The following is a 26,458-nucleotide window of genomic DNA, read 5'->3' on the forward strand; positions in this document are numbered from 1 at the left end:
CACCGATCCGGACCCGTTGGGACACTGTGAACCGAATGCATACCACCGCCACCGCCGATGACACCGCCGATGACAGCCCTGCTGACGGCGCAGCAGCGATCCCCGACCTGCCGGTGGGCGAGGAGCTGTCCTGTCGCGTGCATCGTGCCCGGCGGGCACCGGAACCCGGATCTTCGCGGCAGCTCTTCGTGATGGTGCACGGGCTCGGGATGTCCCACCGCTACTTCGGCGAGCTGCAGCACACGCTCATCGAGCACGGTGACACCCTCGTCCTGGACCTTCCCGGCTTCGGCCGGACGCCGTCCCCGGACCACCAGCTCGGCGTCGACGCCTACGCCGCCGTCATCGCACGGACGCTGGACGAGGAGGGCGCGCAGGGGTGCGTGGTGATCGGCCATTCGATGGGCGCGCAGTTCGTGACCGAGCTCGCCATCAGCCGGCCCGATCTCGTCTCCCGGCTCGTGCTGGTCGGTCCTGTCACCGACACGGCTCGCAGGTCCCCGGTCAAGCACGCCTTCATGCTCGTCGCGGACTCCCTCGTCGAACCCCCCGTCACCAATCTGATGGTCGGAACGGCGTACGCCGAATGCGGGATCCGTTGGTACCTGAAGGAACTGCCCGTCATGCTCGGCTACAGCCTCGACGCCAGGCTGCCCCTGGTCACCTGCCCCGTCCTGGTCGTCCGGGGTACCCGCGACATCATCTCCGGCCATGACTGGTGCCGGAAGCTCAGCTCCTCGGCACGGGACGGCCGCCTGGTCGAACTGGCCGGCCGGCCGCATGCGGCGCACCGCGGAGGCGCCGTCGACATCGCGGATGCCATTCTCGAGTCCCTTCCTGATCGCGGGGGGAAGTTCCAGGGGCCCGTGCAGACCCTCGCTCCCCGGCACGTGGGAGAGCCCGCGCCGCTGCGTTCGGCGCCCACCTACCTCAACCGCTCCTCGAGGACCTACCCGTCAGGGCCGCACGCGTCCGAAGAGGTCGTCGAGATGCGGAGCGTCACGGTACGGGACCGGCAGTGCCGCTCCTACCTCGGCGGCCACGGCTCGGCCGCCGACCGTATCGAGCCCGAGGGCGGGGCTCCCGCGCCGGTCTTCGTCCTGATCCATGGGATCGGCATGTCCCACCGGTACTTCCGCCGGTTGGGCGCCCTCCTCTCCGCCTACGGCGAGGTGCACCTCATCGACCTCCCGGGTTACGGGTGGACGAGGCGGCCGGCGCATGCGACGACCAACGAGGGGACAGCGGATCTCGTCGGGAAGCTCCTCGACGAAGCCGGGGCGTCATCCTGCGTCGTCGTCGGGCACTCCATGGGTGCGCAGAGTGCGACGGAACTGGCCATCGAACGCCCGGACCTCGTCTCCCACCTCGTGCTGATCGGCGCGGCCATCGACGCCGAACACCGCACCGCCCACCAGCAGGCCCTGAGGTTGGGCGTCAACTCCATCTTCGAGAAGCCGCTGCTGAGCATGGTGCAGTTCCTGGACGTCCTCCGGTGCGGTCCCCGGTGGTATGTCGCCCAGCTCAAGCTGGCGATGAGCTATCCGCTCGAGGACCGGTTGCCCCGCGTGGAACAGCCCGTGCTCGTCCTGCGCGGTTCGCGCGATGTCGTCGCCGGCGCCGACTGGTCGGAGAGGCTCGCCCGCACCGCACAGCGGGGCGAGTCGGCCGCCATCGACGGCGCACCCCACGCCGCGCATCACAGCGCCGCCGGCGCCGTGGCGACCGCCGTCGCCGGCTTCCTTCGGCGTCGCCGGACCGCGTGATCCGGACGGACCGCCTGTACCACGTGCACGGTGCGGGCCGACCGGATCGGCAGGGACTGCAGATGATAGGTGTGGTCCGTCACCGTCTGACACGATGATTCCTATGACTGAGCACAATGAAGGCCGCGTCCGCGAGGATCCGACGGCCGGCGAGGGTGACGCGACGGGCGAGGGCCCCAACGGGGGTCGGGGCAGGCCGTCGGCACACCACGAGGGTGAAGAGTAGACGAACGACCTGGCAGCCGAACTGGCAGAACTGGCCCAGTCGCTGCAGGGGGAGCCGGATGCGGACGCCGTCCTGGCAGGGCTGGTCCACGGGGCCCTGGAGCTCATCCCGGGCGCTGACGAGGGGTCGGTCAGCGTCGTCCTGGGACGGAAGAATGTCGGGTCACGTGGCGCATCGGGACATCTTCCGGAACGCATCGATGCGCTGCAGATGGAGACCGGGGAGGGCCCGTGCCTGGAAGCGGCGTACGAGCACCGGACCGTCCGGGTGCCGGACATGGCGGCCGAGGAGCGGTGGCCGCTCTTCGCGCAGCGTGCCACCGAGGCCGGTGCCAAGGGGATGCTGTCCATCCAGTTGTGGGTCGAAGGCGATGACCTCGGGGCGCTGAACCTCTACTCGTACGAGGCGAACGCGTTCACGGACGAGTCGGAGAACGTGGGCCTGCTGGTCGCCTCCCATGCCGCTGTCGCCTTCGCCGAAGCCGAGAAGACCCAGCAGCTGCATGCGGCCGTCGATTCCAGGGACGTCATCGGCCAGGCCAAGGGCATCCTCATGGAGGGCACAAGGTCACCGGGGACCAGGCGTTCTTCGTGCTGTCGATGGCCAGCCAGCGGAGCAACATCAAGCTGAGGGACGTCGCCGACCACCTCATCACCAGCGGTGAACTCCCCGGGAAGAAGAACGCGCGCTAGGAGCCCCTCACGCTGCGCCCGGATGCCGGGCGGGGTGGGCGTCGGCCACCCCGCCGGCGGGTAGCAGACCACTATCACCGCAGACAGCGGGAGGCACCACCCGGCCGGGTGGTGCCTCCCGTCGTTCGGGGACCTCAGAACCGCAGGGGCCCCACGGTTTCCCGGTACTGCTCGCGGATGACCGGCCGATGATCGACGGCACGGTCCTCCACGGTGTCCAGCGTCCAGGACGGCCGGGAACCGGTCAGGACCCAGGTGGCCTGGACCGCCGCGCCCCGCGCCACGTATTCACCGGGTGCCGGGATGCGCACGGGCAGATCGAACACCTGCGCCGCCACCTCCTGAACGGCCGCGTTCTGGGCGGCGCCGCCGATCAGCAGCAGGTGGCGCGGTCGACCGCCCGTGGCACGCACCGCGTCCAGGGCGTCGGCCAGCCCGCACAGCATGCCCTCGATCGCCGCGCGGGCGAGGTTCTGCCGCGTGGCGGAGGCGATACTGAGGTTGTGGAAGCTGGCCTTCGCCGTCGGGAGGTTGGGTGTGCGCTCTCCCTCGAAGTAGGGGACGAGGACCACGCCGTCCGAGCCCGGCCCGGCGGTCCGGGCCAGGTCGGCGAGGCCATCATGGTCCACTCCGAGGATCCCCGCCACCGAGGACAGGACGCGCGCCGCGTTGAGGGTGGCCACCAGCGGCAGGAACAGCCCGCTGGCATCGGCGAAGCCCGCGACGGTCCCGCCGGCATCCGCGACGGCGTCGGAGGTGACGGCGAAGACCGTGCCGCTGGTGCCGAGGGACACGACGACGTCGCCCTCCTCCGCGCCGAGCCCGAGGGCGGCTCCCGCGTTGTCACCGGCGCCCGCGCCGAGCACGATGCGCCGGTCACCGGAGGCGGTGGCGGAGGGGTGGACCTCGCCTGCGGCCTGATCCGCGCCGAGCACGCGGGGAAGGATGACCGCGTCCGGGCCGGCCTCTCCGACCCCGCGCGCCTCCCGGCCCGGATCGGATTCACGGCCCGGGCGACCGAGCACGTGCTCGAACAGCGCGAGGTCGTAGGCGTCCGCCGCGGGGCTCCAGTAGCCGGTGCCGCTCGCATCCGAGCGGTCGGTCACCAGTTCCTCGAGCACCGGTCCGAGCGGCGACTCACCCTCCGGGCCGAACCCGCGCAGTCGCCAGGTCAGCCAGTCGTGGGGGAGTGCCACCGCGGCGATGGCCGGAACCACGTCGGGCTCGGCGTCGCGCACCCATCGCACCTTGGCACCGGTGAAGGACGCCACGGGCGCGGACCCGGTCCGGGCGACGATCTCCCCGAGCCCGAGTTCGCCGATCAGGTCCCGGGCGGCATCCGCGGACCGGGTGTCGTTCCACAGCAGGGCGTCGCGGAGGACCCTCCCGTCACGGCCGAGGAGCACCATCCCGTGCTGCTGGCCTGCGATGGCAAGCGCATCGACGTCGTCCCCCAGGCCGTCCGCCGCCTCCAGCGCGGCGCGCAGCGCCTGCCACCAGGCCTCCGGGTCCACCTCCGTGCCCTCCGGGTGGAGCGCACGCCCGGTGCGGACCTCCACGCCGGTCACGGAGTCGAGGACGACGACCTTGCAGCTCTGCGTCGACGAGTCGACGCCGGCAACGAGTGCCATGGGTCAGCGGGCCCCTAGCAGGTGCTCGATGAAGAGCTGCTGCAGCTTCACGAATCCGAAGCCCTTGCCGTTGAAGTAGGCGTCCGCGTCGAAGTCCTCGTAGGAGGCGCGGTCCGCGCGCAGGGCCTCATAGCCCTCGCCCTCGTTGAGCGTGGGCTCGTTGATCTCGGACACGCGGGACGCCGTGAGGGCCGCCTGGACCTCGGGGTCCGCGCGGAACGCCGCCGCGCGCTCCTTGAGCAGCAGGTAGGTCTGCATGTTCGCGGCCGCGGAATCCCACACGCCGTCCATGTCCTCGGTGCGGCTCGGCTTGTAGTCGAAGTGGCGCGGTCCCTCGTAGGACGGGCCGCCCGTGGGGCCGCCGTTCTCCAGCAGGTCGACGAGCGAGAACGCGTTCTGCAGGTCGCCGTGGCCGAACACGAGGTCCTGGTCGAACTTGATGCTGCGCTGGCCGTTGAGGTCGATGTGGAACAGCTTGCCCTGGTAAAGGGCCTGGGCGATGCCGTGGGTGAAGTTCAGGCCCGCCATCTGCTCGTGGCCGGTCTCGGGGTTGATGCCCACCAGTTCGGGGCGCTCGAGGGTCTCGATGAAGGCCATCGCGTGCCCGAGCGTGGGCAGCAGGATGTCGCCGCGCGGTTCGTTCGGCTTGGGCTCGATCGCGAAGCGGATGTCGTAGCCCTTGTCGGTGACGTAGTCGCCGAGCAGGTTCACGGCCTCGCGGTAGCGCTCGAGGGCGCCGCGGATGTCCTTGGCGGCGTCGTACTCGCTGCCTTCCCGGCCGCCCCACATGACGAACGTCCTTGCGCCGAGCTCGGCGGCCAGATCGATGTTGTCGAGCACCTTGCGGAGGGCGAAGCGGCGCACGCCGCGGTCGTTGCTGGTGAAGCCGCCGTCCTTGAACACCGGGTGGCTGAACAGGTTCGTCGTCACCATGGGGACGATCAGTCCCGTGGAGTCGAGGGCGCCCTTGAGGCGGTCGATCTGCGTCTGCCGCTCACCGGCGCTCGAGCCGAAGGGGAAGAGATCGTCGTCGTGGAAGGTGATGCCGTACGCGCCGAGGTCGCTCAGGCGATCGACGGCCTCGACGACGTCGAGGGGCGCACGGGTCGCGGAGCCGAACTGGTCCTGGGCTTCCCAGCCCACCGTCCAGAGGCCGAAGGAGAATTTGTCATCGCGTGTGGGCTCGATCGCCATTGAGTGCTCCAGGAAGGGTGTGTGACCAGTATGTTGCCGTTACAAACATATTAGGTTCGAGCCCAGAGTCAAGCGAAAAGTCGCGCCTTCCCGGGCGCCCTACGGATGCAGGGCGCGAACACTCGCCCGCTGGACGAGCCGCGTCGAGAGCTCGATCCGCGGACTCTCGACCGCCTCGCCGCGGATGAGGCGGACGAGCGTGCGGGCTGCGAGGCTCCCCATCTCGGAGAGGGGCCGGCGGACGGTCGTCAGGGGAGGTGAGGCCCAGCCCGCCTCGGGGAGGTCGTCGAAGCCGATCACGCTGAGGTCGTCCGGGATGCGCAGTCCGACGGCGGGGCCGAGCCGCCAGCGGCGGGAAGGTGATGTGCAGCTGCCGTCGGCCATCGACACCCTTGACGGCGCGGTCCCGCTGGATTGCGATCCGGCGCCGGGCACCCGGCTCGTCATCGGTACCACCACGGTCACGTGCACGACGACGGACAGGGCCGGGAACACCCGGACCAGCTCGTTCGACGTCGTCGTGATCCGCAAGCAGCCCGGGATGCCCTGACGTTCCGCGGTCGCGGGGGTCGCACGTGCCCACTCAGGTGGTCTGCCCGGTGGGCACCGACGCGGATGCCCGCCGGGTTCGGCGACTGGGTGGGCGGATCCGACGGCGGCGGATGCTCCGGGGCCGGAGCCCTGGAGGCCAGAAGGGTCAGGAGGCGTACGCGCCGAGGAGCCGCACGGAACCGCCGTCGACGCCCTTGGCACCCTGGACGTAGTCCGGTCCGTCGGTGCTCCCGCCGCCCGCGACCTGCACGCTGCCCATGACCCAGGACGGGACGCCTGCCGCGTTCAGCTGTGCGAGGGCGGCGTCGGCACCGGCGGCCCCGACGATCGCGACCATGCCGACGCCGAGGTTGAGGGTGCGCTCGAGGTCCGGCAGCGGGACGGAACCGAGCTGCGAGACGATCGTGAAGATCGGGGGCAGTCCCCAGGTGGAGCGGTCCACGGTGGCTTCGAGTCCGCGTGGCAGCACGCGGGCGAGGTTCGCCGCCAGCCCGCCGCCGGTGACGTGGCTGAAACCGTGCACCTGCGCGGCGTCGTTCCGGGCGAGGGCGAGGCAGTCGGAGGCGTAGACGCGCGTGGGCTCGAGCAGTTCCTCGCCGAGCGTCCGTCCGAGTTCGGAGACCTGCCGCTCCAGCGCCCAGCCGGCCTGGTTGATGACGCGGCGGACGAGGGAGTAGCCGTTGGAGTGCAGGCCGGAGGAGGCCATGCCGATCACGACATCGCCCGCCCGGACTCGCTCGGGACCGAGGACGCGGTCGGCCTCGACGACGCCGGTCGCAGCCCCCGCGACGTCGTACTCGTTCTCGCCGAGCAGCCCCGGGTGTTCCGCGGTCTCCCCGCCCACCAGGGCGGTGCCGGCCGCCGAGCACCCGGCCGCGATGCCGCGGACGATGTCCGCGATGCGCTCGGGGACCACCTTCCCGCACGCGATGTAGTCGGTCATGAACAGCGGCTCCGCGCCGACCACCACGATGTCGTCCACGACCATGCCCACGAGGTCGAACCCGATGGTGTCGTGGATGTCCATGGCCTGGGCGATGGCCACCTTGGTGCCCACGCCGTCGGTCGACGTCGCGAGCAGCGGCCGCGTGTAGGTGAGGAGGTGGGAGACGTCGAAGAGCCCGGCGAAACCGCCGACCCCGCCGATGACCTGATCGCCGTGCGTGGCCCGGACGGCGTCCTTCATGAGCTCGACGGCGCGGTCACCCGCTTCGACGTCCACTCCTGCGCTGGCATACGTGATGGGGTTGGGCGCGCTCATACCCGCTCCTTCTTGTCGTCGACGGTCAGTACGGCTTCGAGTTCGGCATCCGGCCCCGGGTCGCAGCCGATGGCACCGGACCTGTCGGCCGGGTTGAGGCGCTCGAGCAGGTTCTTGCCCAGGCGGTCGTCGTCGGGCAGGTCGATGGGGTATTTGCCGGTGAAGCAGGCCGTGCACAGGCGCTCGCGGGGCTGCTGCGTGGCGTCTATCATGCCGTCCTCGGAGATGTAGGCGAGGCTGTCGGCACCGACGGACTTGCTGATCTCGTCGACCGCCGCACCGTTCGCGATGAGCTCGGCGCGGGACGCGAAGTCGATGCCGTAGAAGCAGGGCCAGCGCACGGGCGGCGAGGAGATCTTGACGTGGACCTCGGCGGCGCCGGCTTCGCGCAGCATCCGGACGACGGCGCGCTGTGTGTTGCCGCGGACGATCGAATCATCCACCACGATGATGCGCTTGCCGCGGATGACGGATTCGAGGGCATTGAGCTTGAGCCGGATGCCGAGCTGGCGCAGCGTCTGGCTGGGCTGGATGAAGGTGCGGCCCACGTAGGCGTTCTTCACGAAGCCGTGGGCGAAGGGGATGCCGGACTCCTCGGCGAAACCGACGGCGGCGGGGGTCCCGGACTCGGGGACCGGGATCACGATGTCCGCCTCGGCCGAGTTCTCGCGGGCCAGCTGGCGGCCCATCTCGACGCGGGCCTCGTACACGGAGCGGCCGGCGATCGCGGCGTCGGGCCGGGCCAGGTACACGTACTCGAAGACGCAGCCGGCGGGGGTGGGGGGACCGAAGAGGCTGCTGCGTACGCCGTCCTCGTCGATCGCGATGAATTCGCCGGGCTCGATCTCCCGGATGAAGCTCGCGCCGACGGTGGCGAGCGCCGCCTGCTCGGACGCGACGACCCAGCCGCGCTCGAGCCGGCCGAGGACGAGGGGCCGGACGCCATAGGTGTCGCGTGCCGCGTAGAGCGTCCCCTCGTCCATGAAGACGAAGCAGAAGGCGCCGCGGATGCTCGGCAGCAGCTCCAGGGCCGTCTGCTCCAGGGAGCGGTCGTCGTCGCCGTCGAGGAGCGCGGTGACGAGGGCGGTGTCCGTCGTGTTGCCCTGCGCCATCTCACCGGCGCGCGGCTTGCCGTGGCGGGCGAGGACCATCTGGTAGAGCTCGGCCGAGTTGGTGAGGTTGCCGTTGTGGGCCAGGGCCACGGTGCCCGCGGCGGTGGCGCCGAGCGTGGGCTGCGCGTTGGCCCAGTGCGAGGATCCAGTGGTGGAGTAGCGGCAGTGGCCGACGGCGATGTGGCCGGTCAGCGTGTTCAGCGTGGATTCGTCGAAGACCTGGGACACGAGGCCCATGTCCTTGTAGACGTTGATCCGGCGGCCGTCGCTCGTGGCGATGCCCGCCGATTCCTGGCCGCGGTGCTGGAGCGCGTACAGGCCGTAGTAGGCGAGCTTTGCCACCTCCTCGCCGGGCGCCCAGACACCGAAGACACCGCAGGCATCCTGGGGTCCTTTTTCGCCGGGGAGAAGATCATGGGAGAGTTGTCCGTCGCCGCGCACCATGCCGCCATTCTCTCACGGTACGGTCCGCCGCCTTTCTTCCACCCGCGGTTATTTCGCGCCGGCCAGCTTCCCGATCAGCCGCTCCATCCGGGCGATGCCGACGAATCGTCCCGCGTTGTCGGTCACGAGCAGGGGGGCGAAGCGGGAGGACGCCTCCCGGGTGATGGAGCGGGCGAGTGCCTCCTCGACCGGGGTGTCCACGTTGACGACCAGGCCGGTGGTGACGATGCCCAGGAGCGCCGCCTCCTCGGTGAGGACCGCCTGTGGCCTCCGCCCGTCGAGGAGCACGACGTCGGTGAGGTTCGGGTTCGCGGCGAACAATGCGGCCGCCGCGAGGGGCGAGAGAGCGGTGGCCGCCGGTTCGACGACGCCGCGGATCGTCGACGCGGCGCCATCGCGCGCCCGGGTGGACAGGCGGAGTGCGAGGTCGAGGTCGAGGGCCTGCCAGGGCGGAGCGGGCCGACCCAGCAGGTACCCCTGCACGAGGGGGACCCCGAGGGCGGCGAGGGTGTCGAGTTCCTCGACCCGCTCGATGCCCTCCGCGAGGATCCAGGCATCGACCCTGCTGGCGAAGAGTCCGATCATCTCCATCAGTGCCCGCTTGGCCTCGTCCGTGTCGATGTCGCGCACCAGCTCCCGGTCCATCTTGATGATGGCGGGCCGGAGCGCGAGCAGGTGCTGGAGGCCCGCGTAGCCGGACCCTGCGTCGTCCACCGCGATCATTGCGCCGGCCGCACGCAGGGCGTCCAGGTGGGGTTCGAGCTGCAGGTAGGAATCGATCGGCGTCTGCTCCGTCAGCTCGACGACGACCCCGCCGAGGCCGCCCTGCTCGGCCCACACATGCCGCACCAGGGGCGAGGCGAGCAGGGCGGGCGAGAGGTTCACGGTGAGGAAGCAGTTCGCCGGGAGCGTCCCCCGGTGTGCGAAGGCGCTGCGGAGCGCTGCCGCCTCGAGCTCCGCAGCGCACCCCTCGCGCCGCGCCCGGGCGAACCACACCTCGGGATTCTTCTCGCTGTACCCCGGGAAACGGACGAGGGCCTCATAGCCGACGACGGTGCCGCGGGCGGTGTCGATGATGGGCTGGTAGGCGGAGGTGATCCCCTCACCCAGGCATGCTGCGGCGAGGTCGGCGCTCTCCCGCGCGGCGTCCGCCTGGTTCAGGGCCTCCACCGGACCGGGATCAGACGGCGACGATGCTGCCGCGGACAGCGCCCACGAGTTCGGGCGTGATCTCGGTCAGGCCGTGCGCCGACGCCGCGTGCGCGCCCACCTGGGCGAGGACCTCATCCTCCGTGCTGCAGACCCAGCGGGCTTCGCAGCCCGGTACTACGTCTCCACATGCGAATGCCTTCATGGCACAGTCCTCTTCTCCAGCTCGACGGTTACCCCCATCACGCCCTACTGTCGTCACCCGGGCCCGCGGTGTAAGCAGCTCCGCGCAGGATCCGTCGGCGGAGGACGTCAGGCGTCGTCGTCCGCGCGCTCCGCCCGCGCCCGCTCGGCGCGCTTGATACTGCGGCGGTCGATGACGAGCACGAGCAGCGCGGCGAGGAGGAGCCCGGGCAGGGCGAAGGCGACGGTGAAGAACCCGAGGATGGACTCGCGCGTGAGGGTCGGATCCTCCGGGCCGGTGTAGGCGACCACCAGGGCCGCGAGGAAACCGAGGACCGCGCCGAGCGCCATGAAGGGGACGAACTTCGGCGCCCGGCGCACGGTCACCTCGCGCACGGCCGGCGCGGGGGCCGGCGCCGGCACGGGATCGGCGTCGTGGACCGGCGTGTCCGGGCGGTCGGTGGGTCGGTCCTCGGGGACGGGCCGGTCGTCCGCCGGTGCCCGATCCTCGCCCCGCGGATCCGGCTGGTCGGGGGAGGTGTGCGGCGACGGCTGCTCGGAGGTCATGCTTTAAGGCTACCGGGCGTCAGCGTTCCAGCCGGACGAGCTGGTAGCCGTCCTCGTCGAACACCGGGGTGTACTCCGTCCCCGGGTAGCGCTGCTCGGCGTGCGCCTCGGCGTCGGCCGGCCGGGTTGCGCCCCAGCTCCAGTCGTCGGCGTCGACGATCAGGTAATCGGGCGCCGGATTGGTGTTGCCGAGCCAGTACACGCGGGTCTCCGGCACCAGGTACGCCATGAGGACCACGCCGCTCTCCACCGTGGACCCCTCGGGGATGAGGTCCATCATGCGGTGGGCGGCGTCCCAGCGGCCGGACTGCCGGTACGTGTCCGGCTCGGCGAGGACGGCGAACTTCTGGCTCGGCAGCAGGACCAGGCAGGCGGCGACGGCGGCGGGGATCCCCAGCAGCGCCGCGGACCGCACCCAGCGGCGGCGGTCGGCCCGCAGGGAGTGCACGCCGTCCACGAGGCCGAGGAACAGCACGGGCATGAGGACCGCGCTGTAATGCCACTCGGGTCCCCAGTACCCCTCCTGGCCGGAGGCGAACCGCCACAGCAGGGTCGGCACGAGGATCAGGCTCAGGGACGAGCGGAGGAACAGGACACCGCCGGCGAGCAGGAGCAGCAGGAGCGTCTCGTGCTTCGCGGTGCCGGTGAGGAGGCCGACGACGGCGCCGGCGGGGTCCGCGATCATCGCGCCGGCGTCGATCCGGTCCGAGTAGTCGTACTGGCCGGTGGCGTTCAGCGCCGGCAGGATCAGGCGCACGGAGAGGACCAGCCACAGCGCTCCCCAGGCCGCGAGCCACACGCCGGCCACCGCCCGGAGCCGCCACGCGATGACCAGCCCGAGGGCCATGACGGTGAGCCCGAGGTCCTCCTTCACGAAGACGAGCAGCCCGCCCCACAGGACGGCGGGCAGCACCCGCCGCGCCAGTACCGCCTCGAGGCTGAGGGCCAGGAGCGGGACGGCGAAGGCGATCTCGTGGAACTGCGCCGCGACGGCGGACTGCAGGCCCCAGGACAGTGCGTAGGCGATCCCGACCGCGATCCCGGCGACGGATCCGAGCAGCCGCACGCCGGTGCGCGCCACGACCGCCACGGACAGACCGAAGAGCAGGTTCTGCACGATCAGGATGGCCAGGCCCGACGGCGCGACCGCGTACGCGGGTCCCAGCAGGACGAGCAGCGGGTGGAAGTGGTCACCCAGGAGGTTGAAGTCCTCGCCCTTGATCGGGACGATCGGCGCGCCGAAGCGCGCGTAGGCCTTCGCGAGCTGCGTGAAGATCCCGAGGTCCCAGGACGGCGAATCCAGCCGGTTCCACTGGGTGACGGAGAAGACCGTGTAGAGGATGGTGGCCGCGAGGCCGGTCAGCCAGGCGCCGGGCGGCTGCCGGCGGACCGCGGCGGCCGTGCGCGCGCGAAGGGTGGCGGGGCGGTCCGCACGGTCCGGGTGGTGCCCGGGCTCCCGGTCCTGGTCGTTCCCTGGCGACCGGTCCGGGCCGGTCGCACGTGGCCTGGAGGTCGCCGGATCCGTGGCCGCTCCGGGCTCCGGGCGCGCCGGCGGCGTCTTCCCGGACTGCGGCGTCAGGCCCGCGCTCGGCGCGTCGCCGGTCACCGGCGGCGCCCGACGAGGGGCAGCCAGGCACTCAGGTCGGCGCGCTGGCCGGAGGCCGCCACTTTGCCCGCTGCGACCGCATCCGGCCAGCCCGTGGTCCCGGTGGCGAGCGCGAGCCAGGTGGCGGCATCGGTCTCGACGACGTTCGGTGGCGTGCCGCGGGTGTGGCGCGGCCCCTCGACGCACTGGGTGACGCCGAACGGGGGGACGCGCACCTCGACGCTGTTGCCGGGTGCGAGCTCGGCGAGTTCCTCGAGGGTGAACCGCACCGCCATGGCGAGTTCGGTCCGGCCGGCCGAGCCGTCGGCCACCTGCGCCAGTGCGCGATGGCCGTCCTCAGCGGAGATGCGTCGTCGTGCCATGCGCTGCCGCTCCTAGTCGAGCAGGGCCAGGACCGGCGCGGCCAGGCGCAGGCTGCCCACGGAGCGACCCCCGCCGAGGACCGGGGAGACGACCTTCTCGAGGGTGGCCCCGACCTTCTCGGCGTCGATCGCACCGGACGCCGCGAGGAGCGTGAGGCCCACGAGGGTCGCCGCGCGGGCGTTGCCGTCGAGGACCTTCAGGGCCAGGCAGGCACCGGTGGGTGCTGCGAGGACGAGGACACCCTCGGCCCCGCTCTTGGCGAGCACGCCGAGATCCTCCATGACCACCGAGTTCTCCATGCCGTTGCCGTGTACGGCCCAGGGGTAGTCGAGCATCGCGGTGGCGATCGTCGCCGCGCGCGCGTCCGCATGCTTGTCCGACGGCGCCTTCGCGATCTTCCCGATCCCGCGGGCGAGGCCGGTCAGCGACACGGCGGCGACGGGTGCGCCGCACCCGTCCACGCCCCAGGCCGACACGGACTCCTCCGTGTACTCCTCGATGACGGAGGCCACGGACCGCTGCAGCGGGTGGGTGGGGTCGAGATAGGTGTCGGTGTCCCAGCCGTTCTCCGTGCACGCCCACAGGAAGGCCGCGTGCTTGCCGGAGCAGTTGAAGGCGATGCGCTGCTTGCCCTTGCCGCTGCGGACGAGCTCGTTGCGGGCCTCCTCGTCCTGCGGCCAGTCCTCGGGGCACTGCAGGTGGTCCTCGGTGACCCCGGCGGCGTCGAGCATGGTCCGGACCACGGCCATGTGCTCCTTGCTGGCCACGTGGCTGGCCGCTGCGAGGGCCACCTGCGGTCCACGCAGCGGCACCCCCGCCTTCATGCTGGCCAGGGCCTGGAACGGCTTGAGCGTGGACCGCGGGAAGATCGGGCTCGTGATGTCCCCGAGTCCGGTCACCACGGAGCCGTCGGCGGCGAGGACGACGGCGGCACCGACGTGGCGGGACTCGATGAAACCGTTGCGTTCGAGGACGGCGAAGTCCACGGCGTCAGCCGTAGTGAAAGTGGAGGGCATGGTCCCAGTATTCCTTATCTGCTGCGCTGACCCAGGGCAATTCTCCGCCGGCGCCACTACGCCCACCCGAGAGGACGGTCATCCGGTGGGCGCAGGTCCCGGGAGCGGCGGGGCGGGCGGCTACTTCACCGTGAACTGCACCGACTGCCAGCCCGACGCACCGTTCGGGACGGTGTCCGCGCGCTCGTCGGTCTGGAGCCCGTCGACGGCGTCCGTGGCCCTCGCCCGGACCGTGTGCAGCCCGGGCTCCAGCGAGATCTCGTGCGACCACTGGCGCCAGGTGTCCACGGAGGCCTCGGCGGCGAGGGTCACGGCCTCCCAGTCGCCGCCGTCGATCGAGACCTCGACCGCGGTGATGCCGCGCTGCTGGGACCAGGCGACGCCGCCGAGCATGACGCTGCCGCCGTCGACCTGCGCGAAGGACTTGGGGACCTCGACGCGCGCCATCGTCTTGATGGGGCCCATCTCGGACCAGCCGCGGTCCGTCCAGTACGCCGTGCTGTCGGCGAAGCGCGTGACCTCGAGGTCCACGACCCACTTCGTCGCCGAGACGTACCCGTAGAGGCCGGGGACCACCATGCGGACCGGGAACCCGTGCTCCACCGGCAGGGGCTCGCCGTTCATGGCGACGGCGAGGATGGCGTCGCGGTCGTCCTGCAGGACGGGCAGGGGAGTGGAGGCGCTGAAGCCGTCCGAACTCGTGGACAGGACCATGTCCGCGCCGTCGAGGGGCCTGGCCCGCGCGAGGACGTCGCGCAGCGGGTAGCCGAGCCACTTCGCGGTCCCGGCCAGGTATCCGCCCACGGGGTTGGAGACGCAGGTGAGGGTGATGTGGCGTTCGATGAGGTCGGCGTCCAGAAGGTCCTGGAAGGTGAGTTCGAACTCCTCCTCCACCATGCCGTGGACGCGGAGCACCCAGTCGTCCGTGGTGAGCTGGGGGACGCTGAGCGCCGTGTCGATCCGGTAGAAGTCTCCGTTCGGGGTGACGAAGGGGGTCACGCCCGCCACGGGCGACTGGACTCCCGCGGGCAGCGGCGGCGCCGGACTGGCCGGAGCGGGGAACTGCAGGCTGTCGCGGACCGCGGCGACGTTGTTGCGCGCTCCCGCCAGGACGCGGCCACCACCGGCGGCCGCGGCAGCAACGACGGCGGTCACGCCCGCGGCGGCGAAGAAGCCGCGCCGCGACGTCGTTCCGGAGCTCGTCGGCCCGGCATGCCCGGTCGCGGGTGCGGTCGCTGTCGCGACGGACCCGGTGCGGGCGCCGTCGTTCCCGGCGGCCTCCGTGATGGTCACTTCCGTCCCGCCCGCGGCATCCGCAGGCGCGGGACCGTCAAAGGAAGGAGCGACGGCGGCGTGCCGCAGGCGGGCGACCAGCCAGCGCAGCGCCAGCAGCCCTGCGGCGGTGCCGACGACGGTCGGGATGGCATCCGGCAGGGAGGCGCCGGCCCGGGTGAGGACGCAGGCCAGGATGACGGCCCCCATGAACAGCACCCCCACGACGCCGAGCGCCCACCGACGGAACGCCACGATGCCGAGGGCGCCGGCCAGCAGCGTGATCGTGATGCCCATCCCGACGAGCAGGGCCAGCTTGTCGTTGGTGCCGAACGTCGCAATGGCGAAGTCCTTCATCCACGGCGGGGTGAAGTCGATGAACGTGGAGCCCATGGCGATGACGGGGGTGGCGCTCGCCCGGAAGAAGGCCCCGGCGAGTTCGGCGACGCCGAGCACCACGCCGGCGGCGATGATGCCGGCGAGCGCGGCGAGCAGGGGAAGGCCGCGGCGGGACGTCGAGAGGTTGCTCATGGGAAGTATTCGGAGAGGCCTGCGGGCCGTATGGGTCGAGCAGGTCGCCGTAACAGGCGCCGATCCTGTGTCGGGTGGGAAGCCCCTCAAGTACGCTGTCTAACTGTGAAGGTTCTTGTACTGGGCCCCGGAGGCCGCGAGCACGCCATCGTCCGGGCCTTGTTGGCCGACCCCTTCGTCCGGGAGGTGCATGCGGCCCCCGGCAACGCCGGAATCGCCGAGGACGTGCCCACCCACGACGTCGACGCGAGCGATCCCGCCGTCGTCGTCGGGCTCGCCCGCCGGCTCGGCTCCGGCCTCGTGGTGATCGGACCCGAGGCCCCGCTCGCCGCCGGCGTCGCGGACGCCCTGCTCGAGGCCGGGATCCCCGTCTTCGGACCGACGCGGGCCGCTGCGCAGCTCGAGGCCTCCAAGGCCTTCGCCAAGCAGGTCATGGCCGCAGCCGGCGTGCCGACCGCGATGGCCCGCGTCGCCGCCACGGACGAGGAGGCCGGCGAAGCGCTCTGCTCCTTCGGTGCGCCCTATGTGGTGAAGGACGACGGGCTCGCCGCCGGCAAGGGGGTCGTCGTCACGGACGATCTCGCCGTGGCCCGTGCCCATGCGTCGGCGTGCTTCGCGGCGGGAGGCACCGTGGTCATCGAGGAGTACCTCGACGGACCCGAGGTCTCGGTGTTCGTGCTCTCCGACGGCCGCACCGTGGTCCCGCTGGCACCCGCACAGGACTTCAAGCGCATCCACGACGGCGACCAGGGCCCCAACACGGGCGGCATGGGCGCCTACTCGCCGCTCGAGTGGGTGCCGGCCGGCCTCGTGGACGAGGTCATCACGCGGGTGGCGCAGCCCGTGATCGACGAGATGGCGCACCGCGGCACGCCCTTCGCCGGCGTCCTCTACGTCGGCCTGGCGCTGACGTCCCGCGGCATGCGCGTCATCGAGTTCAACGCACGCTTCGGGGACCCGGAGACGCAGGCCGTCCTCGCACGCCTGACCACTCCGCTCGGCGGGGTGCTCCTCGCCGCCGCGAAGGGCACCCTCGACCAGATCGACCCGCTCAACTGGTCGCCCGAGACCGCCGTCGCCGTCGTGCTCGCCTCCGAGAACTATCCCGACGCCCCGGTGACGGGCCGGCGCGTGCGCGGGCTGAAGAAGGCAGCACAGGTGGAGCGCGCGCACGTCCTGCACGCCGGCACCGCGCTGCGGAACGGCAAGGTGGTGAGCTCCGGCGGCCGGGTGCTGGCCGTCGTCGGGGTCGGGGACTCGCTGGCGGAGGCACGGACCACCGCCTACGAGAGCCTGGGCCGGATCGACCTCGCGGGCGGGCAGTTCCGCACGGACATCGCCCTCAAGGCCTCCCGATCGGAGATCGCGGTCACGGGCCCCGCGACGGCCACGGCATGAGCACCTTCGCACCGGAGCACCCCGACCTGCCGGGCTGGCGACACGTCTATTCGGGCAAGGTCCGCGACCTGTACGAGCCGGAGGACGGGCGCGACGACGTCGTGCTCGTGGTGGCGAGCGACCGCATCAGCGCCTACGACCACGTCCTGGCCACCGAGATCCCCGACAAGGGGCGCGTGCTCACGCAGCTCAGCCTCTGGTGGTTCGAGCGCCTCACCGGCATCCCGAACCACGTGATCGCCTCCGACGCCGCCGGTGGCGTCCCCGCCGCCGTCGAGGGCCGGGCGATGATCTGCCGCAGGCTCGTCATGTACCCGATCGAGTGCATCGCCCGCGGCTACCTGACCGGGAGCGGGCTGCTGGAATACCGGCGGTCCCGGACCGTCTGCTCCCTGCCCCTGCCCGAGGGCCTCATGGACGGCTCCCGGCTCCAGCCGGCCCTCTTCACGCCGTCCGCGAAGGCCGAGGTGGGCGAGCACGACGAGAACATCACCTACGACGCCGTCGTCATGACGGTGGGCGACGACACCGCGGCCCAGCTGCGGTCCCTCACCCTCGACATCTACACCGCGGCGGAGGCGATCGCCCGGGAGCGCGGCATCATCCTCGCCGACACGAAGGTGGAGTTCGGCCTCGATCCGTACACCGGCCTCATCACCCTCGGCGACGAGGTGCTGACGCCGGACTCCTCACGCTTCTGGGATGCCGCGCTCTACGCGCCCGGACAGGCACAGCCCTCCTTCGACAAGCAGTTCGTCCGCGACTGGCTGACGTCCGACGCCTCCGGCTGGGACCGGGAGTCGGACCCCCCGGCGCTGCCCGCCGACGTCGTCGAGCGCACGCGCGCCCGCTACGTCGAGGCCTACGAGCGCCTGACGGGCCGCACCTTCGCCTGAGGCCCGTGCCGGTCGAACGGCCGTCGGTCCAGGTTCCACGGGTCGGGCTGCTCCTGCGGCGGGTCGCGACGGGACACGCCCGGCCGGCCGCGAAGGCCGTGCGCGACGACCACCGAGGCGGCCCCCGTCACCTGCAGCCCGACCGGCGCCACGCCGAGGCGCGGGGACGATGCCCGCGGGCGGATCGTTGTCGTCTCGGTCCGGCCTGCAGCCCCGCCGGCCGACCGGGCTTTTTCCGACCCGGATTTTCCGACCCGGCATTCTGCCGACCAGCATTCCTTTCGACACAGCGCCGTGCGGATCCTTAGGGCGACGAGCGGCGCCGAACCCATCGAGGAGCACAGTGAACAGCACCCAGCACACCCCGCGCCGCTCGACCGCCACCCGCCACACGACCCGGGCGGCCCTCGTTCTCGCCGTGACCGCCGTCCTGCTGCCGGCGGCAGGCGCCGTGGCCGCACCACCGACGTCCTCCCTCCCGGCGTCGGTGTCCTCCCACCGGCAGCAGGACATCAGTATCCCGCTCCCCGGCGCATCCTCCGCCGAGGGTATCGCCAAGGGCAAGGGCTCCACCTTCTATGCAGGAGACCTCGGCCGCGGGGACGTCTTCCGCGGCGACCTCCGGAAGGGGACGGCCGAACTCTTCATCGACGCACCCGACGGCAGGGCCGCCGTCGGCCTCAAGGCCGACGTCCGGAACGACCTGCTGTTCGTCGCCGGCGGAGGCACGGGCCAGGCGTACGTCTACGACACCGACACGGGCGCCGCGGTGGCGGATTTCCAGCTCGCCACGGGCGATGCGTTCATCAACGACGTCACGCTCACGCGGGACGGCGCCTACTTCACCAACTCCCGGTCCGCAGAGCTGTACTTCGTCCCCGTCGGCCACGACGGCGAGCTCGGGGACCCCGAGACGATCGCCCTGTCCGGCCCGGCAGCAGCCGTGACGCCGGGCTTCAACCTCAACGGCATCACCTCGGTGGACCGCGGCAGGACGCTGATCGTGGCGCATTCGGCGAACCAGGCGATCTACACCGTGGACCCGGAGACCGGCGTCAGCGCGGACATCGCGACGGGCGCGCTGCCGAACGTGGACGGCATCCTCGCCAAGGGGGACACCGTCTACGCCGTCCAGAACAGGATCAACCAGGTCAGCCGGATCGACCTGTCGAAGGACCTGACCCGCGGCGAGGTCGAGGACGTCATCACGAGCCCGCTGTTCAACGTGCCGACGACGGTGGCACTGTTCGGCGACACGCTCGCACTCGCGAACGCCAAGTTCGGCGTCGTCGATCCCGGCGGGTACGAGGTGGTGACCGTCTCCGCGCGCTGACCGCGGGCCGGACATGGGAAAGGCCCGCCGGCTGCTGCCGGCGGGCCTCTTTCTTTCACTGGTCGGGGTGACAGGATTTGAACCTGCGACCTCGTCGTCCCGAACGACGCGCGCTACCAAGCTGCGCCACACCCCGATGCCGCTCCCGGGAGGCGGACCTCCCGAACAGCAACTGTCCAAGGATAGCGGAGGATCACCGGCGAGGAAAACCGGCGCCGGCTCCGCCCTGCTGCGTCAGACCAGGGAGTCCTTCCATGCCGCGTGCAGTGTCGCGAAGCGCCCCGTACCGCCGATGAGCTCGGCGGGCGTCCCGTCCTCCACGACGCGGCCGTCGTGGACCACGAGCACGCGGTCGGCGATGGCCACGGTGGAGAGCCGGTGCGCGATGATCAGCGCGGTCCGGTTCCCGAGCAGCTTCTGCAGGCCCTCCTGCACCAGGCGTTCACTGGGGATGTCCAGGGACGACGTCGCCTCGTCGAGGATCAGGACCGCCGGATCGGCGAGGAACGCGCGCGCGAAGCTGATGAGCTGCCGCTGCCCCGCCGAGACGCGCCCGCCGCGCTTGTTGACGTCCGTGTCGAAGCCCTCGGGCAGGTCCAGGATGAACCTTTCGGCGCCCACGGCCCGGGCGGCCGCGACGATCTCCTCGCGGCCGGCTTCGGGCTTGCCGAGGGCGATGTTGTCCGCCACGGAACCGCTGAAGAGGAACGCCTCCTGCGTGACCATGACGACGGCGCGCCGGAGGTCGGCCGGCGCGAGATCGCGGAGGTCGACGTCGTCGAGCGTGAGACTGCCCTCGGACACGTCGTAGAACCGGGCGATCAGCTTGGCCAGCGTCGACTTGCCGGCACCGGTCTGGCCCACGAGGGCCACCGTCTGCCCGGCGTGGATGGTCAGGTCCAGCCGCGGCAGCACCACGGGTCCGTTCCCGTAGCGGAACTCGACGTCGTGGAACTCGACGGCGCCGCGCGGATCGGGGAGGGCGACCGGGTGCTTGGGGGGACGCACGGTGGGGACCTCCTCGAGCAGGCCGGAGACCTTCTCGAGCGCCGCGGCGGCGGACTGGAAGGAGTTGTAGAACATCGCCATCTGGTCCACGGGCTGGAAGAACCGCTTGCTGTAGAGCAGCAGGGCCAGCAGCGCCCCGACCTCGAGCGAGCCGCCGAGGACCCTGAACCCGCCGAAGACGAGGACGACGGCGACGGTCACATTGCCGATCAGCACCAGTCCGGGCTGGAAGACGCCGTTCAGGTTGATGGAGCGGACCGTGACCAGCCGGTAGTCCTCCGCCAGCTCGTCGTACCGGGCGGCATTGACCTTCTCGCGGCGGAACGCCTTGACGGCGCGGATCCCGGTCATCGTCTCGATGAAGTGGACGATGAGTTTCGCCGACACCACCCGGGACTCCCGGTAGGCGATCTGCGAGTGCTTCTGGTACCAGCGGGCGAGGAGGAACATGGGGACCGCGGCGGCCAGGATCAGCAGTCCCGTCCGCCAGTCGAGGGCGAAGATCGTGACGGCGGTGAACAGCATGAAAATGGCCCCGGACGCGAGGGAGCTCACGCCCGAATCGAGCAGCTCCCGCAGTGCCTCGAGGTCCGAGGTCTGGCGGGAGATGATGCGCCCGGAGGTGTACTTCTCGTGGAACTCGAGGCTGAGGCGCTGCGTGTGCCGGAAGACCCGCAGGCGCAGGTCCAGCAGCATGGCCTGGCTGAGCTGTGCCGTCGCCCGCACGTACCCCGCGGTCAGGACCGAGGCGAGGACGGCCGCCAGGAGGTAGGTGCCGCCGGCGACCCACAGCATGAGGGGATCACCCGCCATCAGGGCGGGCAGGGCGCGGTCGATGCCGAACGCGATGATCGCCGGTCCGGCCACGCGGGCCGCCTGCGAGATGACGACCAGCAGGACGGTCCAGATGAACTGCCGGCGGTTGGGCCGGATCAGCGAGCCGAGGAGGCGGAAGGACCGGGCGCGGACGGATTTGCTCTGTGCCCGGTCGAGGAGGACGTCGTCCTCGTTGAGGACACCGGCGGAGGTGGCTCCCTGCCCCTCCCCGTCCTTCGGCGTCTCGCCGGGCGCTGTCGTGGCGCGGCTCATGCCAGCGCCTCCTCGTCGTCGGGTACGGGGTGGACGGTGCGTCCGAGCTGCGCGATCTCCTCGTCGTCGAGGCTGGCGATGACGTAGCGGTAGTGGTCGTTGCGGGCGAGCAGTTCGGAGTGCGTGCCGACGTCGGCGATCCGGCCGTCCTGCATCAGCGCCACCCGGTCAGCGAGGGCGACGGTGGACGGCCGGTGGGCGACGATGAGTGTCGTGGTGGCGCGGAGCATGGCGCGCAGCCCCACCTCGACGCGCTCCTCCGTGGCGACGTCGAGTGCGGACAGGGGATCGTCGAGGACCAGGACGGTGGGCTGCGCCGCGATCGCGCGGGCCAGGGCGATGCGCTGGCGCTGGCCCCCGGACAGGCTGAGGCCCTCCTCGCCGATGAGCGTGTCGAGGCCCTCGGGCAGATCGTAGGCGAACCGGGCCTGCGCGACCTCGAGTGCCTCGGCGAGGACCCGTTCGGCCTCCGCACCCGTGGCGTCGGAGCCCATGAGGACGTTGTCGCGGACGGAGTTCGAGAACAGCGTGGTGTCCTCGAAGGCGACCGCCACGAGGGTCCGCAGGTCGCCGAGCGTGAACTCCCGGAGGTCCACGCCGTCGATCGTGATGCTGCCCGCCGTCACGTCGTGCAGGCGGGGGACCAGCTGCAGGAGCGTGCTCTTGCCGCACCCCGTCACCCCGACCAGGGCCATGGTCTCGCCGGCGTGCAGGGTCAGGTCGACGCCGTCGACCACATCGCCGGCGTCCTCCTGCGCATCGGGATAGCGGAAGTGGACGGCGTCGAACACGACGTCGCCCCGGGGCGCCTCGAGGTGCACGGGCACGGCCGGATCGGTGATGGTATTCTCCGACTCCATGACCTCGTAGTGCCTGTCGATCGCCGTCTTCGCCGTGAAGGTCATGGCGAGCAGCGGGCCGATGAACTCGACGGGTCCCGCCACGGCGGCGGCGGTCGCGAAGAAGGCCACGAGGGCGCCGATGCTGACGTCGCCGTTCGCGGCCAGCATCACCCCCACGACGAGGGACGCGCCGAGCGCGAGTTCGGGCAGCAGCGTGACGATCATCGAGAAGTTCGCGAGGGACTTCGCCTTGTAGATCTCGGTCCGGCGGAGCTCCTCGGCCTGCTCCTCGAAATCCTCGAGGGCCTCGCCGCTGCGGCCGAACGCCTTCAGGACCCGGATGCCGTGGACCGATTCCTCGACCGTCGTCGCGAGGTCGCCGGCCTGGTCCTGGCTCTTGCGGGACACCCGGCTGTAGGAGGTCCGGAAGCGGTAGCCGTAGACCATCAGCGGCACGGCGGCCGCGAGGAAGATCAGGGCCAGGACCCAGCTCATGAAGAACATGATGACGACGCCGATCACCACGGTCAGCGAGGTCACGACCAGCATGATGAGCCCGAACGCCATCCACCGCCGCATCAGGTTGAGGTCGCTCATGGCGCGGGAGAGGAGCTGTCCGCTGCCCCAGCGGTCGTGGAACTCGACGGTCAGGTTCTGCAGGTGGCGGTAGAAGGACGTGCGCATGGCCGTCTCGACCGTCGTCGCCGGCGTGATGACGAACTGGCGTCGCAGCGCCACGAACGTGGCCTCGAGGACGCCGAGGAGCAGGACGACGCCGGACGCGATCCAGACCGTGCGGGCGGACCCGCCCTCGGCCAGGGCGTCGTTGATGAGCACGCGGAGCACCTGGGGGATCGCCAGGGCCATGAGGCTCGCACCGAGCGCGCAGAGCAGGCCGAGGAGCAGCCGGGGAACGATGGGCTTGACGTGCGGGTACAGGCAGCCGAGCGATTCCCACAGCGTGTTCTGGTTCTTCATGCCGACTCTTCGGTGATCGATGGTTGTTGGTGTCCCTCAGCAACGATCCTAAGCCACGGGGACTGTAACGTCGGTCACAGCCGCGGGGCGTGAAGAAGCAGGCAGGTGCCGGCTAGTTCCCGCCCCCGGGGGTGAGCGTCAGGAGCACCGCTTCGGGCCGGCAGGCGAACCTGATCGGCGCGAAGCGTGACGTCCCGATGCCCGCCGAGACGTTGAGCGGGACGGACCGCCCGCCCGACTCCCACTGCGTCAGCCCCCGCGCCCGCCAGGTCGGCAGGTCGCAGTTGCTGAGGAGTGCACCGTAGCCCGGGATGCAGACCTGGCCGCCGTGCGTGTGACCCGCGAGGATGAGCTCTGCGCCGCCGGCCGTGAAGTAGTCGAGGACGCGCTGGTACGGTGCATGGGCCACGGCCACCCTGATGTGCGGCGCCTGCGCCGAGGTGCTGCTCCCGGACGGGTAGGGCACGTACCGATCGCGGTTGAGGTGCGGATCGTCCACGCCGGTGAAGTCGATGCGCATGCCCTTGAAGCCGACCGACTGGGACCGGTTGGTCAGGTCCACCCATCCGGCCGCGCCGAACGCGCTGAACATGTCAGCCCAGGGCAGATCCTGCGGGACGGACTCCTTGGGTGCGATCGAGGGACCGGCGAAGTAGCGCAGCGGATTCTTGAGCATCGGGGCGTAATAGTCGTTGGAGCCCGGGACGAAGACGCCGGGCACCGTCAGCAGCGGTTCGAGCGCGTCGAGGAGGGGCCCCAGGGCCTTCCGGTGGCTGAGGTTGTCACCGGTGTTGACCACGAGATCCGGTTTCAGGCTCGCCAGGCTGTGCAGCCAGTCGGCCTTCGACATCTGGCCGGGCACCATGTGGATGTCCGAGAGGTGCAGGACCCGCAGGGGAGCGGCGCCCTGCGGGAGGATGGGGAGGGTCTCCTCCCTCACCTCGTAGAGCGTGCGCTCGACAGTCGAAGCGTAGGCGAGGGTTGCGGCCGCGGCGGTCAGGGTGAGCCCTGCCGCCCAGCCGAGCGGTGCCCCGCTCCGGGATGTCTGAGTCGATGTCACGCTAGCCGTTTCCTCCATTGGTGCCGTTGCCGTTGTTGCCGGTCGTTCCTCCAGTGGTACCACCGGTGGAGCCACCCGTGCCAGTTCCCCGGTTGTTCGTGCCCGGCGTGGTGCCGCGCTGCGAGCCGTTGATGATGCGGGCAGGAGGATCCACGAAGGGCTTCCCGACGTGCAGACCCGGGATCTGCTGCATGAACCGCGCCCAGGAGGGGCCGGCGATGAGCGAACCGTCGATCTCCGGGTAGGTGCGCCCGCCGATCTGGAGGCCGCTGAGGGACGTGTTGCCGGCCTTCCAGTTGCCGATCCAGCTCGCGGTCGCCATGCCCGAGTTGTACCCCATGAACCAGGTCTGCGAGCGCTGGTCATTGGTGCCCGTCTTGCCGGCCATCGGGATGTCCCCGAACTCGAGGAGCTGGCCGGAACCGGACTCGATGACTTCCTGCGTCGCGTAGTTCACGCCCTGCGCGGTCTCCTTCGGCACGGCCTGCTTGCAGTCGATCGGGGCGACGGGGTAGCTCGTGCCGTCCGCGGCGGTCACCTCGGTGAGGGCGCGGGGCTGGCACACATTGCCCTCGGCCGCGAACCCGGCGAACGCCGTCGCCATGGACAGCGGGGCCACGTCCTGGACTCCACCGATCAGGCCCGGCGCGAGGACGTCGAGCTTCTCCGGCTCACCGCTCGCGCTCTTGCCGTTGTGCACGCCCATGTCGAACGCGATGTCGAAGATCCTGCACATGTCCAGCTGGCGCGCCGTCTCCATGGTGATGGTGTTGTAGGACTGCGCCAGGCCCCGGAGGACCGTGAAGGTCCCGTAGTTGGTGTCGCCGTAGTTCTGCGGGGTGTAGCCCTTGCCGTCGTCGCTCAGGACGGTGTACGCGCCGCCGCGCAGGCAGCTCGCCGGCCATTTGTCGCCCTCGGGGTAGGTGCGCTTCCGGCCGTCGATGGGGGTGTTCAGGGAGCGGCCGGAGTCCACCCAGGCGGCCACCGTGAACGGCTTGAACGTCGACCCGGGCTGGAAACCGCCCACGCCGCCGAGGCTCTTGGTGGGATCCCCGCCCTGATACTGGTCCACGCTGAAGTTCAGCACCGAGTCGCCGGCGGCCTCACCCGGCAGGTACCGGGTGTTCTGCGCCATGGAGAGGATGTTGCCCGTCCCGGGCTCGAGGCTGGTCATGGAATGACCCACGGCGCCGTCGGTGGTGTCGGGGTCCGCCGTCTCGTTGACCGCGATCTGCGCGGCCGCCTGGACAGGGGTGTCGAGGGTCGTCTTGATCGTCAGGCCGCTGCGGTACAGCACCTTCTCGCGGTCCTCGACCGTCTCGCCGTAGGCGGGATCGTTGAGGATGAGGTGCGTGACGTAGTCGCAGAAGTAGGGCGCCTGGGCGGCTCCGACGCAGCCGCTGTACATCGGCGTGATGTTCAGGCCGAGATCCGTGGCGATGGCGGCGTCGTGCTCCTCCTGCGTGATCTTGTCGCGGGTGAGCATGGCGTCGATGACGATGTTGCGGCGCTGCAGTGCGCCTTCGGGGTTCGACTCGGGACTGTAGGCGCTCGGGCCGTTGACGAGCCCGGCCAGCAGCGCGCTCTGCTGGATGTTGAGATCCTTCGCGTCGACGCTGAAGAAGTACTTCGACGCGGCCTGCACGCCGTAGGTGGTGCCGCTGAACGGGACGATGTTGAGGTAGCCCTCGAGGATCTCCTCCTTCGAGAGCTCCTTCTCGACGGCGATGGCGAGCTTCATCTCGCGGAGCTTGTCGCCGACGGTCTTGCCGCCGCCGCTCAGGGTGACCGTTCCGCCGTTCTGCCGTGCGGAGTCGATCAGCACGTTGTTGACGAACTGCTGCGTGATGGTGGATGCTCCGCGGCTCGTGCCGCTGGACACGTTGCTGGCGATCGCACCGAGGATGCCCTCGAGGTCGACGCCGCCGTGGTTGTAGTAGCGGTAGTCCTCGATGGAGATCAGGGCGTCCTGCATGGTCGGCGAGACCTGGTCGAGCGTCACGGGCTGCCGGTTCTCCTCGAACAGCGTCGCGATGAGCGCCCCGTCCGCGGCCTCGATCCTGGTCGGCTGCGCCAGCGCCTCGCGTTCCAGCTCGGCGGGCAGCTCCTCGAAGAACTCGATCGACGCGGAGGCCCCCGTTCCGGCGGCGGCAGCCACGGGCACGAGGAGACCTGCGGCGAGCACGCCGGCAAGGCAGCTGATTCCGAGGAATGCGATGATCTTGCCGAGAGTGGTCGCCGTGTCGAACAGGGGTGATTTGCGAGCAGCCATTATTCCAGTTTACAAGC

At 70.9% G+C, this 26,458-nt stretch carries 23 protein-coding genes and 1 tRNA gene; 7 read left to right on the forward strand and 17 right to left on the reverse strand.

What is annotated here, in order from left to right:
- Nucleotides 1-35 precede the first annotated feature (35 nt).
- From IWX63_RS04925 to IWX63_RS04930, 3 genes are all read left to right on the forward strand, one after another.
- Nucleotides 36-1,766, forward strand: a complete 1,731-nt coding sequence (locus IWX63_RS04925; RefSeq protein WP_199277051.1) for an alpha/beta fold hydrolase — start codon at nt 36-38, stop codon at nt 1,764-1,766.
- Nucleotides 1,767-1,869: 103 nt separating this feature from the next.
- Entirely contained in the window at nt 1,870-1,992 is a 123-nt protein-coding gene (locus IWX63_RS16730; RefSeq protein ID WP_334685643.1) for a hypothetical protein, read from the forward strand.
- A 105-nt stretch (nt 1,993-2,097) separates the two neighbouring features.
- Nucleotides 2,098-2,622 (forward strand): GAF and ANTAR domain-containing protein, encoded by a 525-nt coding sequence (locus IWX63_RS04930; protein ID WP_334685674.1) that lies wholly within the window; start codon nt 2,098-2,100, stop codon nt 2,620-2,622.
- Between the two features lie 196 nt (nt 2,623-2,818).
- Here IWX63_RS04930 and IWX63_RS04935 read toward each other — a convergent pair whose 3' ends face one another.
- The 3 genes from IWX63_RS04935 to IWX63_RS04945 all read right to left on the reverse strand — a co-directional run bounded on the left by IWX63_RS04935 (nt 2,819) and on the right by IWX63_RS04945 (nt 5,893).
- The gene (locus IWX63_RS04935; protein WP_199277052.1) at nt 2,819-4,315 is read right to left on the reverse strand and encodes a xylulokinase; all 1,497 of its coding nucleotides are present in this window, start codon (nt 4,313-4,315) and stop codon (nt 2,819-2,821) included.
- A gap of 3 nt (nt 4,316-4,318) precedes the next feature.
- Nucleotides 4,319-5,509, reverse strand: a complete 1,191-nt coding sequence (gene xylA, locus IWX63_RS04940; RefSeq protein ID WP_199277053.1) for a xylose isomerase — start codon at nt 5,507-5,509, stop codon at nt 4,319-4,321.
- Nucleotides 5,510-5,608: 99 nt separating this feature from the next.
- Nucleotides 5,609-5,893, reverse strand: a complete 285-nt coding sequence (locus tag IWX63_RS04945) for a substrate-binding domain-containing protein (RefSeq protein ID WP_334685644.1) — start codon at nt 5,891-5,893, stop codon at nt 5,609-5,611.
- Here IWX63_RS04945 and IWX63_RS04950 point away from each other — a divergent pair.
- A complete protein-coding gene (locus tag IWX63_RS04950; RefSeq protein WP_199277257.1) occupies nt 5,874-6,059 on the forward strand; it encodes an HYR domain-containing protein in 186 nt (61 codons plus the stop codon). The genes IWX63_RS04945 and IWX63_RS04950 overlap by 20 nt on opposite strands.
- A 147-nt stretch (nt 6,060-6,206) precedes the next feature.
- Here IWX63_RS04950 and purM read toward each other — a convergent pair whose 3' ends face one another.
- The 9 genes from purM to IWX63_RS04995 all read right to left on the reverse strand — a co-directional run bounded on the left by purM (nt 6,207) and on the right by IWX63_RS04995 (nt 15,565).
- Nucleotides 6,207-7,322, reverse strand: a complete 1,116-nt coding sequence (gene purM, locus IWX63_RS04955; RefSeq protein WP_199277055.1) for a phosphoribosylformylglycinamidine cyclo-ligase — start codon at nt 7,320-7,322, stop codon at nt 6,207-6,209.
- A complete protein-coding gene (gene purF, locus IWX63_RS04960; RefSeq protein WP_199277056.1) occupies nt 7,319-8,878 on the reverse strand; it encodes an amidophosphoribosyltransferase in 1,560 nt (519 codons plus the stop codon). Before purF ends, purM begins: the two co-directional genes overlap by 4 nt.
- Before the next feature lie 48 nt (nt 8,879-8,926).
- Nucleotides 8,927-10,048 carry an EAL domain-containing protein gene (locus tag IWX63_RS04965; RefSeq protein ID WP_199277057.1) on the reverse strand — a complete coding sequence of 374 codons (1,122 nt, stop codon included), beginning with the start codon at nt 10,046-10,048 and terminating at the stop codon, nt 8,927-8,929.
- Between the two features lie 10 nt (nt 10,049-10,058).
- On the reverse strand, nt 10,059-10,232 hold the full coding sequence (locus IWX63_RS04970) for a DUF1059 domain-containing protein (RefSeq protein ID WP_199277058.1): 174 nt from the start codon (nt 10,230-10,232) through the stop codon (nt 10,059-10,061).
- 107 nt (nt 10,233-10,339) lie between these two features.
- Nucleotides 10,340-10,777 carry a hypothetical protein gene (locus IWX63_RS04975; protein ID WP_334685645.1) on the reverse strand — a complete coding sequence of 146 codons (438 nt, stop codon included), beginning with the start codon at nt 10,775-10,777 and terminating at the stop codon, nt 10,340-10,342.
- A gap of 19 nt (nt 10,778-10,796) precedes the next feature.
- Nucleotides 10,797-12,383 (reverse strand): DUF2079 domain-containing protein, encoded by a 1,587-nt coding sequence (locus IWX63_RS04980; RefSeq protein ID WP_199277059.1) that lies wholly within the window; start codon nt 12,381-12,383, stop codon nt 10,797-10,799.
- On the reverse strand, nt 12,380-12,745 hold the full coding sequence (locus IWX63_RS04985) for a sterol carrier family protein (RefSeq protein WP_199277060.1): 366 nt from the start codon (nt 12,743-12,745) through the stop codon (nt 12,380-12,382). The genes IWX63_RS04980 and IWX63_RS04985 overlap by 4 nt, the downstream gene beginning before the upstream one ends.
- Nucleotides 12,746-12,757: 12 nt before the next feature.
- Nucleotides 12,758-13,762 carry an asparaginase gene (locus tag IWX63_RS04990; RefSeq protein WP_199277061.1) on the reverse strand — a complete coding sequence of 335 codons (1,005 nt, stop codon included), beginning with the start codon at nt 13,760-13,762 and terminating at the stop codon, nt 12,758-12,760.
- Between the two features lie 120 nt (nt 13,763-13,882).
- Nucleotides 13,883-15,565, reverse strand: coding sequence for a molybdopterin-dependent oxidoreductase (locus tag IWX63_RS04995; protein WP_199277062.1), 1,683 nt, complete (start codon nt 15,563-15,565; stop codon nt 13,883-13,885).
- Between the two features lie 105 nt (nt 15,566-15,670).
- Between IWX63_RS04995 and purD the strand changes: the two genes are divergently transcribed.
- From purD to IWX63_RS05010, 3 genes are all read left to right on the forward strand, one after another.
- A complete protein-coding gene (purD, locus tag IWX63_RS05000) occupies nt 15,671-16,963 on the forward strand; it encodes a phosphoribosylamine--glycine ligase (RefSeq protein ID WP_199277063.1) in 1,293 nt (430 codons plus the stop codon).
- Nucleotides 16,960-17,859: a phosphoribosylaminoimidazolesuccinocarboxamide synthase gene (locus tag IWX63_RS05005; protein WP_199277064.1), complete on the forward strand. Its 900-nt coding sequence runs from the start codon at nt 16,960-16,962 to the stop codon at nt 17,857-17,859. Before purD ends, IWX63_RS05005 begins: the two co-directional genes overlap by 4 nt.
- A gap of 343 nt (nt 17,860-18,202) precedes the next feature.
- Nucleotides 18,203-19,192 (forward strand): hypothetical protein, encoded by a 990-nt coding sequence (locus IWX63_RS05010; RefSeq protein WP_334685646.1) that lies wholly within the window; start codon nt 18,203-18,205, stop codon nt 19,190-19,192.
- Between the two features lie 59 nt (nt 19,193-19,251).
- Here IWX63_RS05010 and IWX63_RS05015 read toward each other — a convergent pair.
- The 5 genes from IWX63_RS05015 to IWX63_RS05035 all read right to left on the reverse strand — a co-directional run bounded on the left by IWX63_RS05015 (nt 19,252) and on the right by IWX63_RS05035 (nt 26,441).
- Nucleotides 19,252-19,328, reverse strand: a tRNA-Pro gene (locus IWX63_RS05015).
- A 98-nt stretch (nt 19,329-19,426) separates the two neighbouring features.
- The gene (locus tag IWX63_RS05020; protein ID WP_199277065.1) at nt 19,427-21,289 is read right to left on the reverse strand and encodes an ABC transporter ATP-binding protein; all 1,863 of its coding nucleotides are present in this window, start codon (nt 21,287-21,289) and stop codon (nt 19,427-19,429) included.
- Entirely contained in the window at nt 21,286-23,109 is a 1,824-nt protein-coding gene (locus tag IWX63_RS05025; protein ID WP_199277066.1) for an ABC transporter ATP-binding protein, read from the reverse strand. Before IWX63_RS05025 ends, IWX63_RS05020 begins: the two co-directional genes overlap by 4 nt.
- Nucleotides 23,110-23,221: 112 nt before the next feature.
- Entirely contained in the window at nt 23,222-24,169 is a 948-nt protein-coding gene (locus tag IWX63_RS05030; protein ID WP_442859095.1) for a metallophosphoesterase, read from the reverse strand.
- Between the two features lies 1 nt (nt 24,170).
- Nucleotides 24,171-26,441 carry a transglycosylase domain-containing protein gene (locus tag IWX63_RS05035; protein WP_199277068.1) on the reverse strand — a complete coding sequence of 757 codons (2,271 nt, stop codon included), beginning with the start codon at nt 26,439-26,441 and terminating at the stop codon, nt 24,171-24,173.
- Nucleotides 26,442-26,458 lie beyond the last annotated feature (17 nt).

Source organism: Arthrobacter sp. CAN_A2 (assembly GCF_015752045.1).
In the GTDB taxonomy this organism is placed as follows: domain Bacteria; phylum Actinomycetota; class Actinomycetes; order Actinomycetales; family Micrococcaceae; genus Arthrobacter_D.